Origin of the sequence: Mycobacterium sp. ST-F2 (genome assembly GCF_001905655.1) — a bacterium.
GTDB lineage: Bacteria > Actinomycetota > Actinomycetes > Mycobacteriales > Mycobacteriaceae > Mycobacterium.
Genome location: NZ_JMHT01000039.1, coordinates 1 through 14,462, shown reverse-complemented (window position 1 = coordinate 14,462; position 14,462 = coordinate 1). Strand labels below are relative to the sequence as shown.

Annotated in this window: 15 protein-coding genes; 6 read left to right on the top strand and 9 right to left on the bottom strand. The window is 66.6% G+C overall.

What is annotated here, in order from left to right:
- Positions 1–61: 61 nt before the first annotated feature.
- From EB75_RS15875 to EB75_RS15860, 4 genes are all read right to left on the bottom strand, one after another.
- Complete coding sequence (locus tag EB75_RS15875; RefSeq protein ID WP_073696329.1) at positions 62–1,429, bottom strand: sulfatase family protein; 1,368 nt, start codon at positions 1,427–1,429, stop codon at positions 62–64.
- Positions 1,430–1,530: 101 nt separating this feature from the next.
- Positions 1,531–2,250: an NUDIX hydrolase gene (locus EB75_RS15870; RefSeq protein ID WP_073696328.1), complete on the bottom strand. Its 720-nt coding sequence runs from the start codon at positions 2,248–2,250 to the stop codon at positions 1,531–1,533.
- A 25-nt stretch (positions 2,251–2,275) separates the two neighbouring features.
- Positions 2,276–2,761: a hypothetical protein gene (locus EB75_RS15865; RefSeq protein ID WP_073696327.1), complete on the bottom strand. Its 486-nt coding sequence runs from the start codon at positions 2,759–2,761 to the stop codon at positions 2,276–2,278.
- Between the two features lie 91 nt (positions 2,762–2,852).
- Positions 2,853–4,517: a purine-cytosine permease family protein gene (locus tag EB75_RS15860; protein ID WP_073696326.1), complete on the bottom strand. Its 1,665-nt coding sequence runs from the start codon at positions 4,515–4,517 to the stop codon at positions 2,853–2,855.
- 98 nt (positions 4,518–4,615) lie between these two features.
- Between EB75_RS15860 and EB75_RS15855 the strand changes: the two genes are divergently transcribed.
- Both EB75_RS15855 and EB75_RS15850 read left to right on the top strand, forming a co-directional pair.
- Positions 4,616–5,263, top strand: a complete 648-nt coding sequence (locus EB75_RS15855) for a phosphatase PAP2 family protein (RefSeq protein WP_073696325.1) — start codon at positions 4,616–4,618, stop codon at positions 5,261–5,263.
- Between the two features lie 71 nt (positions 5,264–5,334).
- Positions 5,335–5,985, top strand: coding sequence for a L,D-transpeptidase family protein (locus tag EB75_RS15850; protein WP_174557682.1), 651 nt, complete (start codon positions 5,335–5,337; stop codon positions 5,983–5,985).
- On the opposite strand, the gene EB75_RS15845 is transcribed toward EB75_RS15850, so the two are convergent.
- Entirely contained in the window at positions 5,986–6,447 is a 462-nt protein-coding gene (locus EB75_RS15845) for a nuclear transport factor 2 family protein (RefSeq protein WP_174557681.1), read from the bottom strand.
- A gap of 146 nt (positions 6,448–6,593) precedes the next feature.
- On the opposite strand from EB75_RS15845, the gene EB75_RS15840 reads away from it, so the two are divergent.
- From EB75_RS15840 to EB75_RS15830, 3 genes are all read left to right on the top strand, one after another.
- Positions 6,594–8,495 (top strand): Hsp70 family protein, encoded by a 1,902-nt coding sequence (locus tag EB75_RS15840; protein ID WP_073696323.1) that lies wholly within the window; start codon positions 6,594–6,596, stop codon positions 8,493–8,495.
- A 332-nt stretch (positions 8,496–8,827) separates the two neighbouring features.
- Positions 8,828–9,298 carry a PASTA domain-containing protein gene (locus tag EB75_RS15835; RefSeq protein WP_286150211.1) on the top strand — a complete coding sequence of 157 codons (471 nt, stop codon included), beginning with the start codon at positions 8,828–8,830 and terminating at the stop codon, positions 9,296–9,298.
- Between the two features lie 271 nt (positions 9,299–9,569).
- Positions 9,570–10,418 carry a glycoside hydrolase family 16 protein gene (locus tag EB75_RS15830; protein WP_083612324.1) on the top strand — a complete coding sequence of 283 codons (849 nt, stop codon included), beginning with the start codon at positions 9,570–9,572 and terminating at the stop codon, positions 10,416–10,418.
- 58 nt (positions 10,419–10,476) lie between these two features.
- Here EB75_RS15830 and EB75_RS15825 read toward each other — a convergent pair whose 3' ends face one another.
- Together EB75_RS15825 and EB75_RS15820 are read right to left on the bottom strand one after the other, a co-directional pair.
- Positions 10,477–11,355: an MT-A70 family methyltransferase gene (locus EB75_RS15825; protein WP_073696322.1), complete on the bottom strand. Its 879-nt coding sequence runs from the start codon at positions 11,353–11,355 to the stop codon at positions 10,477–10,479.
- A 79-nt stretch (positions 11,356–11,434) separates the two neighbouring features.
- Positions 11,435–12,175: a BglII/BstYI family type II restriction endonuclease gene (locus EB75_RS15820; RefSeq protein WP_073696321.1), complete on the bottom strand. Its 741-nt coding sequence runs from the start codon at positions 12,173–12,175 to the stop codon at positions 11,435–11,437.
- A 156-nt stretch (positions 12,176–12,331) separates the two neighbouring features.
- Between EB75_RS15820 and EB75_RS15815 the strand changes: the two genes are divergently transcribed.
- A complete protein-coding gene (locus tag EB75_RS15815) occupies positions 12,332–12,835 on the top strand; it encodes a monooxygenase family protein (protein WP_073696320.1) in 504 nt (167 codons plus the stop codon).
- Here the strand turns inward: EB75_RS15815 and EB75_RS15810 are convergent.
- The gene (locus EB75_RS15810) at positions 12,832–14,019 is read right to left on the bottom strand and encodes an alpha/beta fold hydrolase (protein WP_073696319.1); all 1,188 of its coding nucleotides are present in this window, start codon (positions 14,017–14,019) and stop codon (positions 12,832–12,834) included. The two genes, EB75_RS15815 and EB75_RS15810, sit on opposite strands and share 4 nt — an antisense overlap.
- A gap of 9 nt (positions 14,020–14,028) precedes the next feature.
- On the bottom strand, positions 14,029–14,445 hold the full coding sequence (locus EB75_RS15805; protein ID WP_073696318.1) for an SRPBCC family protein: 417 nt from the start codon (positions 14,443–14,445) through the stop codon (positions 14,029–14,031).
- Positions 14,446–14,462: the final 17 nt, after the last annotated feature.

The following is a 14,462-nucleotide window of genomic DNA, read 5'->3' as shown; positions in this document are numbered from 1 at the left end:
GCGCAAGAGCCTAGCCTGCGACGAAATCCCTTGCAGAAGGGGATTTTTCGCACAATGAGTATTAGTCTTGCGACGTCGAATCCGGGTCGATTCCGCGGTCGGAGGCCGCCGCCGAGCGGCTCGTCGCGGGGCGTCCGTGGATGCTCAGATAGGTCCCGGTGTAGCGGTCGGAGATCTGGCTCCCGGTGAAGTCGGAGGGTATGACATCGCCGGTCTGCTGTCGCCAGGTGTTGAGCTTGAGTGCCAATTGTGCTGCCACGGCATGGTATTCGGGCTGCAGGTCGAGGAGCAGGTTGTGCCGCTCGGTGGGGTCGGTCTGCAGGTCGTACAGCTCACGGGCCGGGCGCGGGTCTCCGATGGCGGGCTGTACGGCCCGGCCGGATGGGCTGTCGGCGATGTCCCACGGCAGGTCCAGCAGTGGACGCGAAGCATAGTTTTCGATGTAACTGAAGTCTTTTGTTCGCACTGCGCGAATAGGGTCGAACGAGTCGTGATACGTCTTGGCGGTGTAGACCTCCGAGCGCACCCCACTGTGGTCCCCGGCGCCGGCCAGGGCCGACGCGTGTGAAAGCCCTTCCACCTCAACCGGAACTGGTACGCCCAGCAACTCCAACAGCGTCGGCAGCAGATCGACCCCGCTGAACAGTTCGTCGTACACGTGCGGCTCGATCCCGGAATCCCTCGGCGGCCGGATGATCATGGCAATGCCGGTCCCGGCGTCGTACAGCGTCGACTTGGCCCGCGGCAGTGCCGGACCGTGGTCGGTGAGGAACACCACCCACGTGTTGCGGTCCAGTCCACCGGCCTCCAGGGCGTCCAGGAGCTGCCCCACTGCGGCATCGGCGACGGCGATGGACCCGTAGAACTCCGCCAGGTCATCTCGCACAGAATCGGTGTCGGGCAGGTAGTCGGGGACGGTGACGGCGTCGCTGGCCGCGGGTTCGTAGCGTTCCCGTGGGTAGGGCCGGTGGGTTTCGAAGAACCCGGCGGTGAGCAGGAACGGCTGCTGCGGCGGCGCGCTGAGCCAGCGCACGGCCCGCTCGACGACGTACTCGCAGAACGAGTTTGACACGTCGAATTCGTCGAAGCCCAGCCGGGACGGGAATGACGTTTCGTGTTGCATGCCGAAAAGTGCTGTGTGCCAACCGGACTCGGACAGCAGCTGGGGCAATGTCTGGACACCCGCGTGGTACTCCCAGCCATGGTGTGCCAGCCCGACCAGCCCGTTGCTCTGGGGGTAGCGCCCGGTGAAGATCGAACCGCGCGACGGTGAGCACAGCGGGGCGGTCGCGTGGGCGCGGGTGAACAGGATGCCTTCGGCAGCCAGTTGGTCCAGCCGGGGGCTGCTGACGTCAGGGTGGCCGTACACACCGAGGTAGCGCCCGAGGTCATGCCAGTGGACGAACAGCACGTTCTGGCTGTCGGACATGGTGTCGCTTACCTCCCGGCGGTAATGGTCACGAAGCCAGCCATGAAACCGCGAATTGCTTTACTGTTCAACGGTTTCGTGCGTCGTGATTCGTGCTGGCCTCAGCGCCAGGCGAAAACGGGCTGTTCGAGTTCGTCGACCGGATCGGACCGGCCTTCCAGGCCGAGCCAGCGCATCTGCAGCAGCACCGCACCGGTGGGCGCGTGGATCAGGTCGTTGCCCAGCGGAATCTGCACCACCGGGCGGTCGCTCTCGGGAATGGAGATGAACCGCGGCGAGTCCGGCCGCTGCAACTGGTGCAACCCGACGCGGTACACCGCCAGCACTTCGTCCGGGGAGGGCTGCGGGTCCAGCCGGCCGCCGCCCCACAGCACCACCGGCGTGATGACGTATCCGGAGCGCGTCGCGTAGTCGTCGAGCAACCCCAGGACCGACTCGTCGGACAATTTGATGCCGACCTCTTCGTGCAACTCCCGCAGCGCGGCGTCCACGACCGTCTCACCGGGGTCGAGGCGCCCGCCGGGCAGCGCCCACTGGGCCGAGTGCGAGTTGAGTCGCGAGGTCCGGCGGCACAGCAGAAACGCCGCGCCGCCGGCGACGTCGACCATGCGGCCGTCCAGATTCTGATCCGGTAGCGGCCGCCCGCCGATCCATTCGTCGACCGGGGCCGGGTCGATCCGGTCCTCGCCGCGCTCGGAGTCCACCAGCACGATGGCCACTGCAGCATGGCGCTTACTCGGGTCGTCGACCACCCGGCGTTGGTGCCCGGCCAGGTTCGTGCCGACCAGCTCGCGCAGTGCTTCGTCGTACCGGATCGTCATCGGCCCGACGCTACGCCCCGCCGATTCAGGTGGTGGGGGGCATCCCGCAGGCCAGATACACGTATTTGTTGGGGACGTCGAACGTGAATGCCCGGGTCGGCAGCGTGGCCAGCAGGTCGGCGGGTAGCGGCGTCTTGTAGCGCAGCGACATCGAACCCTCGAAACTCGGGTCGACCGCGGAGAGGTCAGGGGCGTCCAGCAGCAGACCGGAGTCGTCCAGCTCGGCACGCACCATGGTGCCGGCGGGCTCGTCCCACAGGTGATTGACGGTCTTGGCGCCCTTCTTCGGCACCGACGACAGCGTGCCGAGCAGTCGCTTCTCGGTGATCACCAGGGCGCCCACCAGGCTGCGGAGGGTGCTCTTGGCGACCTTGCCGGGTACGTGGCCGGAGAACCGGAACGTCACCGGGACGAACTCGGCCACGTGCAGCAGCCCCTCGGCCTGGAGCTGCTCACGGATGTCATCGGGCAGGTTGCCGATGCCGAGCAGCTTGCGCAGCAGTACAGCCATGACCTCAGCGTAGATCCCGCGAGTGTGAATCCACTACGAGAAACGGCGCCGAGCGTGACTGTCGTGTCACACTCGGCGCCGAATCGTCGAATTACTTCTGCGCGGGCAGGACGTGCTCTCCGGTCTTGTCCGTTGCCAGGCACAGCGAGCAGATGTAGCCGCCCTGGGCCGAGGCCAGCATGTCCGGCCGCTCGTACTCGTGGTGGCAGTTCTGGCACAGCAGGTGCGCGTCGGACGGGTTGCCGTACTCGTCGTACATCGGCAGGTCGATGCCGTCATCGGTGCGGCGCAGGTAGTACTTGCCCTTGGTCGCGATGGCGAAGATCGGCGGCAGCACCACGGCGAGCCCGATGGCCACCAGCGGCGAGTACGGCGTGAGCGCCGAGCCGAGTCCACCGAAGAACGCCACCACCGACAGGCCCGCCGCGATCAGCATCGAGCCGAAGCCCACCGGGTTGAAGGCGTACAGCATGCCGCGACGGAACTCGGGCTCCTTGGGCGACAGCTTCAGCAGGTACTTGTTGAAGACGATGTCGCTGGCCACCACCACAACCCACGCCATGCCGCAGTTGGCGTAGAAACCCAGGATGGTGCTGAGGAAGTCGAACATGTTGGCTTCCATCAGGATCAACGCGATCAGCAGGTTCACGCCGAGGAACACCAGGCGGCCGGGGTAGTGGTTGGTGACGCGGGTGTAGGAGTTGGTCCACGCCAGCGAGCCCGAGTAGGCGTTGGTGACGTTGATCTTGATCTGGCTGATCACGACGAGCACCACGGCCAAGGTCATGGCGAGCCAGCCCGGCAGGAAGTTCTCGTAGATCGACAGGAACTGGTGCACCGGCTGGTTGGCGATGCCCGCGCTGTCGGCGACATTGGCGATCAGGTAGACGGCCAGGAACAGGCCGACGACCTGCTTGATGGCGCCGAAGAACACCCAGCCCGGGCCGGCCAGGAACATCCAGGTCCACCAGGATCGCTTGTTCTCGGGGGTCTTCGGCGGCATGAACCGCAGGTAGTCGTTCTGCTCGGCGATCTGTGCGATCAGTGACAGACACACGCCGGCGGCCAGCAGAGTCGAGCCCATGTCGAAGCCCTGGATGTGGTCTTTGCCCTGGTAGGCGAAGAACTCACCGACCGATGCGGGATGGCTGATCAGCAGGTAGACGAACGGCGCGACCATCAGGATCAGCCACAGCGGGGTGGTCCAGACCTGCAGCGTCGAGAGCACCTTCATGCCGTAGATGACCAGCGGGAAGATGATGAGCGTTGACACCGCGTAGCCGAGCCACAGTGGCAGGCCCAGGCCCAATTTGAGGCCCTGGGCCATGATCGACCCTTCCAGCGCGAAGAAGATGAAGGTGAACGTCGCGAAGATGACGTTCGTCACCACCGAGCCGTAGTAGCCGAAGCCGCTGCCGCGGGTCACCAGATCCAGATCGATGTTGTAGCGGGCCGAGTAGTAGGCCACCGGGAAACCGGTCAGGAGGATGACGACGGCGAAGATCGCGATGCCCGCCAGCGCGTTGGTGGTGCCGTAGGAGATGCCGATGTTGGCACCGATCGCGAAGTCGGCGAGGTAGGCGATGCCGCCGAGCGCCGAGATACCCACCACCCGCGTCGACCATTTCCGGTAGCTGCGCGGGGCGAAGCGAAGGGTGTAATCCTCCAAGGTTTCTCGCGTGGCGGTCAACCGGTCCTGATCGACTTCTGGTGCAGCGGCAAGCGGCAGCTGCTCCTGGCTGAGGTCTTGGGTCATGGTTAGCGAAGCTATGGTCACTTTGTTTCGTGGCCGTGACGAATATGTTCCGGCCGGTAGCGAATTTCTTGCGATCGAGCACACCCGGAAGGAGGCCGGTGACCAACCGCAACCGCTGGCTGATCGGTACCGCGGCCGTGGTCGGCTACGTCCTGCTGTGGGTGGGCTGGGTCGCCCAGTGGTCCTGGGTGACGACGCTGGACGAGGCGCTGCTCGAGCCCGCGTACCGCTACGGCGTGGCCCATCCCGGCTGGGTGCTGGGGTGGCGATGGCTGTCCTTCATCTTCGGTCCGTGGACCTTTCAGATAGCCGCGGTGGTCGTCGCGTTCGTCGCACTGGCCCGACGGCAGCGCCGCACCGCGATCTTCCTCTTGGTCGGCGTCGTGATGTGCGGACTGGTCACCGAAGTTGCCAAGGACATCGCGCAGCGCGCACGGCCGCTGACGGCGTTGGCGCATGAAACGTCGTGGTCGTTCCCGTCGGGACATGCGCTGGGCACCATGGCCGGTGCGCTGGGACTGTGCGCGGTGTTCACGTTGTGGGACGTCGCGCGGCACCGGCTCATCGCGGTGCTGTGCGCGGTGATCGTGGTGTTCGTCGGGGTGAGCAGGGTGGTGCTCAATGTGCACAACCCGACCGACGTCGTCGCAGGTTGGTTGCTGGGTGGGCTGTGGTTTCTGGTGTGGTCGCCGCTGTTGAGTTCCAGACGCCTCAGCGCTGCAGCTGAATCGCCGGTACCCGGCTGACGCGTTATCGTGCCCAAACCTTGACCCGCCCTGGCTTGACCTTGCAGAGGGCGGTTCTCGACCATGGACGGGTGCGCCGACTGTTCGCTTTGCTGTGTGCTGCCATCCTGGCGGTGGCAGCGGCGCCGGTCGGCAATGCGGTGGTCACGCCCTGGTTCGCCAATTCGGTGGGTGCGGCCACCCAGGTGATTTCGGTTGTGGGCGTAGGTGGTTCGTCGGCCAAGATGGACGTGTACCAGCGCGGGCCCGCGGGGTGGGAGGCTGTGGCCGTCGGCATTCCGGCGCACGTCGGCTCCCGGGGCATGGTTCCCCAGAGTCATGACGGCAATTTGCAGACACCGATGGGCATCTTCACGTTGCCGTTCGCGTTCGGCACCGCGCCCAACCCCGGGACGGGTCTGAAATACGTTCAGACCACACCGGATCACTGGTGGGACGGCGACATGAAGAGCCCCACCTACAACACCATGCAGGTGTGCAGAAAGGCGCAGTGCCGCTTCGACACCGATCCCGCCAGCGGCACCGAGAATCTCGACATCGCGCCCTACAAGTACGCCGTCGTCATGGGCGTCAACCCGCAACGGACCCCCGGTAACGGCGGCGCGTTCTTCGTGCATATCGGTGACGGCCCGACGGCCGGATGTGTCGCGATCGACGAGGGCACCCTGGTGAAGATCATGCGGTGGCTGCAACCGGGAGCGCTGATCGCCGTTGCCAAGTGATCAGATATGAAGCGCAGCACCGGGTTTCAGCTTGAAATTCAGGTTTTCGAGCGACATGGTCGCGTCGTAGGTGCGGTCGTAGCCCGTCGCGCAGATGCGCCAGCCGTCCGGCGTGCGGCGGTAGCGGTCGCGATAGAAGGCAGCGCCGATGAGCATGAAATTGAAGTCGGCTCCGATGACGCGGTCCTGGAGGTACCAGGTGGCCGCCGCCTCGTCGCCGTCGACGGTGATCTCGGGATGGTCGACGCGGTGCTCGGTGATGATCTGCGCGGGCAGCGACGTGCGCATGTACTCCACGAGCGAGTCGCGGTCGGAGAACTGGAGCCGCCGGCCGTCGAGCGACGAGCCGTAGTCACCGACGACGTCTTCGGTCAGAGTGCCGGCGAAGGTGTCCCAGTCTTTGGTGTCCAGCCCGCGCAGGTACCGGTACTTCACTTGCTTGATCTCGTCGATGTCGCCCATGCCGGACATTGCAGCACATCGAGCACACAGGCCCGGCAGGTTCGGTCCACAGGCTGGGCACAGCGGGCGAAAAGTAATCTGCGAGAACGCCGTTCGCATGTGTCCCAAGCTGTGGTAATGCGCTCACGGGTTAGGGTGGAGGCGTTATGAGCCACCCGCTTGGGTTGTCCGTCGGGACAACCAACCTCGTTGCGGCGCGCGTCGGCGATCCACCCCTGGTGCGGCGTGCGGTGCTGAGCCTGTTCCGCGACCGTGCCCCGCAGATCGGACTGCCGGACGAAGCGGCCACCACTGCGGTGACCCTCACCGGCTTCGTCGAACGCGTCGGTGATCCGGTGCCGATGGTGGCACCCGACGGCACGTCGTATCACGCGGACCAGTTGGTGGTCGAGGCACTGGACGCGCTGATCGAGGCACTCGGTGGGGAGCCGCCGCGCGGACAGCTGGCGATTTCGGTTCCAGCGCACTGGGATACCGCGACGCTGCGCGCGATGCGGGCCGCCATGCGGTCCAATCCGAGCCTGGCGCCCAACGGTGTTCCGGCGCGGCTGGTGTCCGACGCGGTGGCGGCGCTGACGGCGCTGCACGCCAATCCGGGTCTGCCGGCGACGGGCACCGCCGCACTGCTCGATTTCGGCGGCGGTGGCACCAGCATCACCCTGGCCGCGGCGGACTCGTCGTTCGAGCCCATCGAAACCGTGCGGTACACCGAGTTCTCGGGTGACGGTGTCGATCAGGCGTTGCTGACCCATGTGCTCACCCGCGTCGGCGGGCCGGGTGGAGCGGACACCGCGGGCACGGCTGCCGTGAGTTCACTGGAGAACCTCCGCGAATCCTGCTGTGCGGCAAAAGAACACCTGTCCGAGGCGGAGAGCGCCACGGTGCCGGTCGACATCCCGAGCCACCACGGGGCCATCGAGGTCACCCGCGCCGAGTTGTCCGATTTGTTGGCCGAACCGCTGGCCGGGGTGCTGGACGAACTCGATGATCTGTTGCGGCGCAACAACATTGCCTGGCAGAACGTCAGCTCGGTTGTCGCCGTCGGCGGCGGTGCCCGGATACCGATGGTCAGTACGCGGCTGGCGGAACACGTCGCCGCGCGTGGTGCCGCGGGCACCCTGGTCACCACACCGCAGCCCGCGTTGGACGCGGCGGTGGGCGCCGCCCTGTTCGCGGTGTACGGCGCCGACGCCGACGCCCAGACCGGGATGGCGCCTGCTGCGCTGCTCGACGGCGGCGCGGCCACGGTGCCAGCCCGCCTCACCGGTCTGGACCTGCCCGCCGACACCGCGGCCGACCGCGTCGTCAAGGCCACCGGGCCGTCCCTGGCCTGGTCCGAGGACAGCGGCGGCGGCGACCTGCTGCCCTACACCGGCGACGACGTCTTCGGTGACACCACGACCACACGTGCGATCGCGCAGTACGTGGCACCGGCCGCGCCGGCGGTCGCTGAGCCGTCCAAGGCCTGGCAGCGGCTTCCGCTCATCGTGTTCGGGGCCGCGACCCTGGCCGCGATCGCCGCCGTGGGTGGCGTGACCATCGCCTTGACCGGCGACCGCAAACCCGTCGCACCGCCGACCACCGCGCCGCCGTCGGTGAGCGAGTCGCCGACACTACCGCCCGTGGCCCCGGCTGAGCCGCCGCCACCGCCGAGCACGGTCACCGTCACCAACGAGGTCCCTGCGCCGCCACCGTCGCGGCCCAGCCCGACGTACCAACCGCCCGTCACGCACGCACCGGCGCCGACGCACACCACCGTGACGCACGCGCCGACCACGACTCCGCCGCCGGCGCCCAGCACGACGACCGCCACGACGACCGAGCCGCCGCCTCCGCCGCCGACGACGGAGACGCCGACCTCGACCACGCCGACCATGACGACGAGCTACATCCGGCTGCCGTTCGTCCCCGTACCGATCCCGATCCAGGTGCCCAAGGGCCCGGACCAGCCGGTGGAATCGCAACCGCCGGCCAATCCGTATTACCCGGGGCAGCAGTACCCGTATGGGCAATATCCACAGCAGTATCCCCAGCAGTACCCATATTGACGCGGGCGTCGCGATCTTGGCGTGGGGCGGAAATTCGCTTGCCGCTTATACCACACCAGGAGCAATCTTGTTGTATGAATGTGACAAGAATTCGTCTAGTGGGACTGATTGGTGCTGCCGCGATGGTCACGCTCGGAGCGGTCGGCGTCGCAACCACCGGAGTGACCACTGGCGGCGCCGTCGCCGGTTCGGACCACGCCCCGACAAACACCACTTTCAACCAACCTCAGGTGCCGGAGTTCAACAGCGGTTCCACCATGACGTTGTCTCCAGCGGAGACAACTGCGTCATCGATGAGCGCCGCGCCGGTAGCTAAGGCAGGATAGGCGTCTATGAAGACTGCTTGGGGTGTTGCTGCGGCTACGTCACTGGGTGCTGTGGCGTTGATGTGTAGTGGTGTGGCTTCCGCCGGTTCTGCGCCGAGCGTGGTCGGCCAGAAGTACAGCGACGCGCAGACTGCGCTGGGTAACGCTGGATTCAAGCCTGTGGTGTCGACCACGGTCGGCGACCAGCTGCAGTGGCCGAACTGCGTGGTGACCAATCAGGTGGCCCGTACGGTCCAGCCGGTCGCCAATAGCGGCGGTTCGAGCACCAACCAGATTTTGCTGTCGCTGAACTGCGAGGCCGCGTACGCCACCGCAGGCAGCCCTGGCAACTCTCTGGGTAGCCCGGCCGGCTCGGCGGCGTATGCCTCCGCGTCGTCGTCGGCGGCCGCGGCTTCCGAGTCGGCTGCCGCCGCATCTCAGGCAGCTGCAGCGGCCGAGGCGGGCCAGGTCTGGGAAGGCCAGAACGCCCCACGCTGAACCTGAACCGGGTGTAACCGGCGGGTTTCGGTTTTTTCGGCAATGCCGAATACCAGCGTGGCCGCAAGGCGGGTATTCGGTATTGCTGATCTGGGCGCTTCGCCCTCGATGCGCTGGTTGGCGCCCAAAATTCATTGAGTATCGGTTTTGCTGACCGTGCGGGGTGGCCTGTGTGGCAACCACGAGAATGTCCATCTGACAGCTGATTTCGAGCGTGTCGCAAGTTGCATCAAGTCTGTCTTACCGGCTTGTATATTCCACTGTGCAGGAAATGGATCGCCGAAACATGATGCGCGCGTCGGGGCTGGGCCTGTTGGCCGCCGCCGCGATGCCGACCGCCGCCGCCTTCGCGGATTCTCAACCGGGCAGCTCGCCCACTCCGCCGCTGGCCCCGCAGCCTGCCGCGCAAACACCTTCCTACATCTTCCACGACGAGTTCGACGGCCCCGCCGGTTCGCGGCCCGATCCCGCCAAGTGGAACATCTCCCCGCAGCGCGAGACCATCAAGAACCCGGTGTTCTGGGACCGCCCCGAGAACATGGGCCAGTACCGCGACGACCGCGAACACGTCTTCCTGGACGGCAAGGGCAACCTCGTCATCCGCGCCACCCGCGACGGCAACGGGAAGTACACCAGCGGCAAGGTCTTCGGCACCTTCTGGGGTGGCATCAACACCACCTGGGAAGCCCGGATCAAGTTCAACTGCCTGACCAACGGTTGCTGGCCGGCCTGGTGGCTGTCCAACGACCACCCCGTCGTCGGCGGCGAGATCGACCTGGCCGAGTGGTACGGCAACGGCGAATGGCCGTCGGGCACCACGGTGCACGCGCGGTCGGACGGCACCTCATTCGACACTCACCCGCACCCGATCGACGGTGGCTGGCACACCTGGCGCGTCACCTGGAACGACGCCGGTATGTCGTTCTGGCAGGACTACACCGAGGGCATGCAGCCGTACTTCTTCGTGCCGGCCAACTCGCTGGACGACTGGCCGTTCAACCTGCCCGGCTACTCGGTGTTCCCGGTGCTGAACCTGGCCGTGTCCGGTTCCGGCGGTGGCGACCCCAAGGGTGGCAGCTACCCGGCCGAGATGCTCGTCGACTACGTGCGGGTCTGGTAGACCGCCGACAGCTGTGTGATGGGCCCCGCTTCGGCGGGGCCCATTCTCATTGGACCCGCTATTGGGGCCCGCGGCCGCGGAACGTGGTGCCGGCGCGTTCCAACAGCCCGCGCACGCGGGTGATGCCGTAACCGGTCTCCTCGGCGAGTTGGCGAATGCTCTCGCCGTTCTCGTAGCGGATGCGCAGTTCTTTGCCGATGCGTTCGGCCGTCGTCGGATCCAGTCGGACGTGCTTGGTGACGGGCGGTACGCGGCGGCCGGAGGCGCCAATTGAGCCGGAGATGGCGCCACCTTCGTATCCTCTGTGCACCTGGCCGCGCGGCGTGACGTCGTCGGCGGACTCGTCGCCCCAGGCGGTCCAGCCCGGCTGCGGGTGCCGGGCGAACAATTCGAGGTACGGACCGGGGGAGCAGGCCTCGATGAACCCGTACTGCTCGTCGGGCTTGCGGGAGTGCTCGCGCTTGCGGGTCTCGATCATGTTGACCTGGCTACGGGCGTGCGGCAGTGTGCGCATGCTGCCGCGCACGCCGAACAGGATGATCTCGGTGACGTTGCGGAAATAGAAGCCGACACCACGGCCGTCGGGTCCACCGTCCTTGCGCCGCTTGGCCCAGATGACGTTGGAGACATAGCGGTAGCCCCAGGCCTCCATGACCCGCAGGCCCTCGGGCAGCAGTGCGTTGGGCACCCACAGATACAGGTGCGAGTCGCGGGCCGCGACGGTGGACACCGGGATGTCGCAGATGGCGTCGAGGTCGAGGGTGGAGTAGCGGTCCAGACGGCGGTGCTCGGGCGCGACCTTGCCGGTCCGATTGGTGAAACGCCAAGGGGGATCGGCCAATACGGTCTTCCAGCCGCCGTCGACGGTGGGCAGTGCGGGCGGCGCGGCGATATCGCGCAGGGGAGCGGCCTTGGTTTGGTCGCTGCGTTTCGCCACGGTGTTACTCCTACCTTCGAATTAGATCTTTTCGAACGGAGAAGATCTTCACTGAATCGTAGGCGATGGCACCGACAGGTCAGGGTTCCCAGAGGCCGATGTCGTCGGTGGGTTCCTGGTTGTCTTGATCCGGGGCGTGCTCGGCCCAGGTCCGGGCGCAGATCGCGACGGCCAGCAGTGGACAGCCGCCGCTGTCGCCGCGCTGCATGCGGGGCCGCAGCTTCTCGGTGTTGGTGGTGGTCGTGGTGGCCAGGATGCGGCGCGCCCGCTCGTCGTCCATGCCGGCTTCGATGCCCAGGCGGTAGCCGAGCGTGCGGAGGTCCGCCTGCGTGCGGGTGATGATCACGGCGACGTCGATCAGCGCCGCGTCGTACAGCGCGCGGTAGGCGCTGAGGTCGCGATCGAGGTTGCCGTCCTTGGCATTCCACTCCACGTCGAGGGCCAGGCGGTCGACGAAGTTGTCGACCTTGTATCCCTCGTTGAAGACCTCGGTGTCCTCCAGGGTGGGATGCAGTTCGCCTGCCGGCTTGTGCGGCATCTTGCGCAGCTCCAGGCGGATTCGCGTGTCGACCCGCGCCTCGCGCCAGCCCTTGTCGCGGAAGGCGGTGTTGAGCCTTGCCGCCAGCTCGGTCTCCTGTCCGCCGGGCTGGACGAGGTCGTCTGTGCGCAGCTGGAAGTCATGTAGGGCAGAGAGGAGCTCGTCGAATCGCAGCGGATTGGTGGCGGCCAGAATGGCAGCGGCATTGCGGGTCTCGATGAACTCGTACCGATCGCGGATGTGCTGCGGCAGCGCGCGGGTGTACGAGTCCGTCAAATCCACGGGGCGACGGTAGCAGCGGGGGCCGGCCTCGTGACGACGTGTCGCGGCCGAGCGGGTGAGGTTCGGACAGAGCTCCTATGCCGAATGTGCAGCTTCGGCTGCGAGATCTGCTGATCTGGCGCCGATTCCTACACAGTCGGCGTAGGACTGTTTGATATGGCGGCAGATCGACGGACGATAGACCTGAGCGCGTACCCGGACCTTGTCGTGGTTTATCTGGGTATGCGTGTCCGACGCCCGCGGGGCATGCTGCGCCTCCTCGGGCTCGGGCCCCAGATCAAGAAGTCGTGGAAAGACCAACCGGACGGCCTGTTGTTGCACGAGGATCTCATCTGGTCCCTGATTCCTCCGCATCTCGGAATGCGTCAGTACTGGCGGGACTTCGACAGCCTCGAGCGCTGGACGCGGTCCGAGCCGCACAAGCTCTGGTGGCAACAGTTCCTGCGCGATACGGGTGGAACCGGATTCTGGCACGAGGCGTATTTCATGCGCGGTGGTATGGAGGCGATCTACGACGACCTCGGTGCACCAACGGGATTGGCCCGCTTTGCGCCGCAACACTCGGCGCGGGGCGCGATGTTCTCCTCGCGCCGCAGACTGCTGGGAGAGCAACCCAAATTGCAACCCGTCGTCGAGGAATCTGATTACTACGGACCCTAGTGACCGCGGCCGCTACGCGGCAGGCCGGCGAGAAACTCGCCGAGTTCGCGCTGTACCGCCTCAGGCTGTTCGGTGAGGAGGGCGTGGCCGGCGTCGGCGATGTCGACCATTCGCGTGCGGGACAGGTGGGCTGCGGCGTACTCGGCCTCGCTACGCGGGATGTAGTCGCAGGCGCCACGCAGCAGTAGTACCGATATCGACTGCAGACGTCGCAACGCATCAGGGGTGAGCCCGGTGCCGGACTCGCGCTGCAATTGCTCGTGCGCATAGTGGCCGGGTAGGGACGAGGGGGACGGCGCCGGTTCGCCGGAGCAGGTGAGTCCGCCGGCGGCAAGGTGATTGAGCTTGGCGAAGCGTGCATCCATCTCGGGGTCGTCGCCGAATACGTGGGCGATGTCGGGATCGGTGAGCGTCAGCAGGTACATGAACAAGTTTCGTGGTGTGAGCGCGCTCGCGTAGAGACGCAGGGTCTGTGTCGTCGACAGTCGCGTCTGCGGCTGAGCGGCCGGCGCCTCGCGCCCCGGGACCGGCAACGAACCGGGTGAGAGGAGGGCCAGCGCCTCGACCCGGTCGGGCTGCTCGGACGCGAACGTCTCGATCACGCCGGCGCCGGCGGAGTACCCGAGCAGTACCACCCGCGCCAGATGGAACGCGTCGAGCAACTCGGAGAGGTCGGCCACTGCGCGGGCGGTCGAGTACGCGCTGGGGCGTTCGAGACGCGACGCGTTTCCGGCACCGATCTGGTCGTAGAAGATGACAGTGCGGTCCGCTACGGCGCGAAGGATCGCGGTCTCTTCGGGCCGGCTGAACGGCACCCCGGGCCCGCCGTGCACGGCAACCAGCGGCGGCAGATCGCCGGGCCGCGCATGAATCCGCACCGGCAGCACCGCCCCGTCGCGCAGGCGGAGGCCCTCGGCGATCTGAGGCGGAAGGGGCCGCGGCGTCAGATACAGGGCGCTGGCGGCGAGTGTTGCCAGGCTGAGCGCGGCGATCGTCATACCGCGCCGGCCCAAGACGCCGACGAGCCGGGTACCGGCCCAGGCGGTACCGACCACGGCCACGACCCCCAGGGCGACCGCCGCCAATGCCGGCAAGCCGACCGCTACGCCGGCGATCACGGCCGCGCCTTCCAGAATCCACGCGACCACAACCACCGCGACGGCGGCGAGCACGGTTCTGACCATCGTCGACGCTCAGCGGCGGGCGAGTACCGACTCGAGCTGCTCGGCGGTGCGCGCCCAGCCGTTGTGGAAGTTGTCGTACTCGTGCGATGGCAGGAGCGAGTGCTCGATCTCCATCAGCGTCTCGCCGTCGCCGTGTGGCTCGAAGGTGACGTTGACGACGCTGGCCATGGTCGGGTCGGGCCAGTTCGAATTGCTCCACGTGAAACGCAGCAGGCGCGGACGGTCGATCTCCAGGAAGTGCCCGATGATCAGGACGATGGTGCCCGTGGCGTCGTGGTCGACGTCGAACCGCAACTTGCCGCCGACATGGGGTTCGACAGTGATGGCGACGCACCGGGATGGGCGTGGACACATCCAGTCCATCAGCGACTCGACATCGAGCCATTCACCGAAGGGACTTGACCCCGTGTGTTGGACACGCTGAATCCCGCAAGGTTGGCGGG

Coding starts and splice junctions, on each gene's coding strand:
- EB75_RS15875 (WP_073696329.1), bottom strand. CDS start 1,429: ATGTCCGACAGCCAGAACGTGCTGTTCGTCCACTGGCATGACCTCGGG.
- EB75_RS15810 (WP_073696319.1), bottom strand. CDS start 14,019: ATGGTCAGAACCGTGCTCGCCGCCGTCGCGGTGGTTGTGGTCGCGTGG.
- EB75_RS15860 (WP_073696326.1), bottom strand. CDS start 4,517: ATGACCCAAGACCTCAGCCAGGAGCAGCTGCCGCTTGCCGCTGCACCA.
- EB75_RS15835 (WP_286150211.1), top strand. CDS start 8,828: ATGAAGACTGCTTGGGGTGTTGCTGCGGCTACGTCACTGGGTGCTGTG.
- EB75_RS15870 (WP_073696328.1), bottom strand. CDS start 2,250: ATGACGATCCGGTACGACGAAGCACTGCGCGAGCTGGTCGGCACGAAC.
- EB75_RS15830 (WP_083612324.1), top strand. CDS start 9,570: ATGGATCGCCGAAACATGATGCGCGCGTCGGGGCTGGGCCTGTTGGCC.
- EB75_RS15845 (WP_174557681.1), bottom strand. CDS start 6,447: ATGGGCGACATCGACGAGATCAAGCAAGTGAAGTACCGGTACCTGCGC.
- EB75_RS15840 (WP_073696323.1), top strand. CDS start 6,594: ATGAGCCACCCGCTTGGGTTGTCCGTCGGGACAACCAACCTCGTTGCG.
- EB75_RS15815 (WP_073696320.1), top strand. CDS start 12,332: ATGGCGGCAGATCGACGGACGATAGACCTGAGCGCGTACCCGGACCTT.
- EB75_RS15865 (WP_073696327.1), bottom strand. CDS start 2,761: ATGGCTGTACTGCTGCGCAAGCTGCTCGGCATCGGCAACCTGCCCGAT.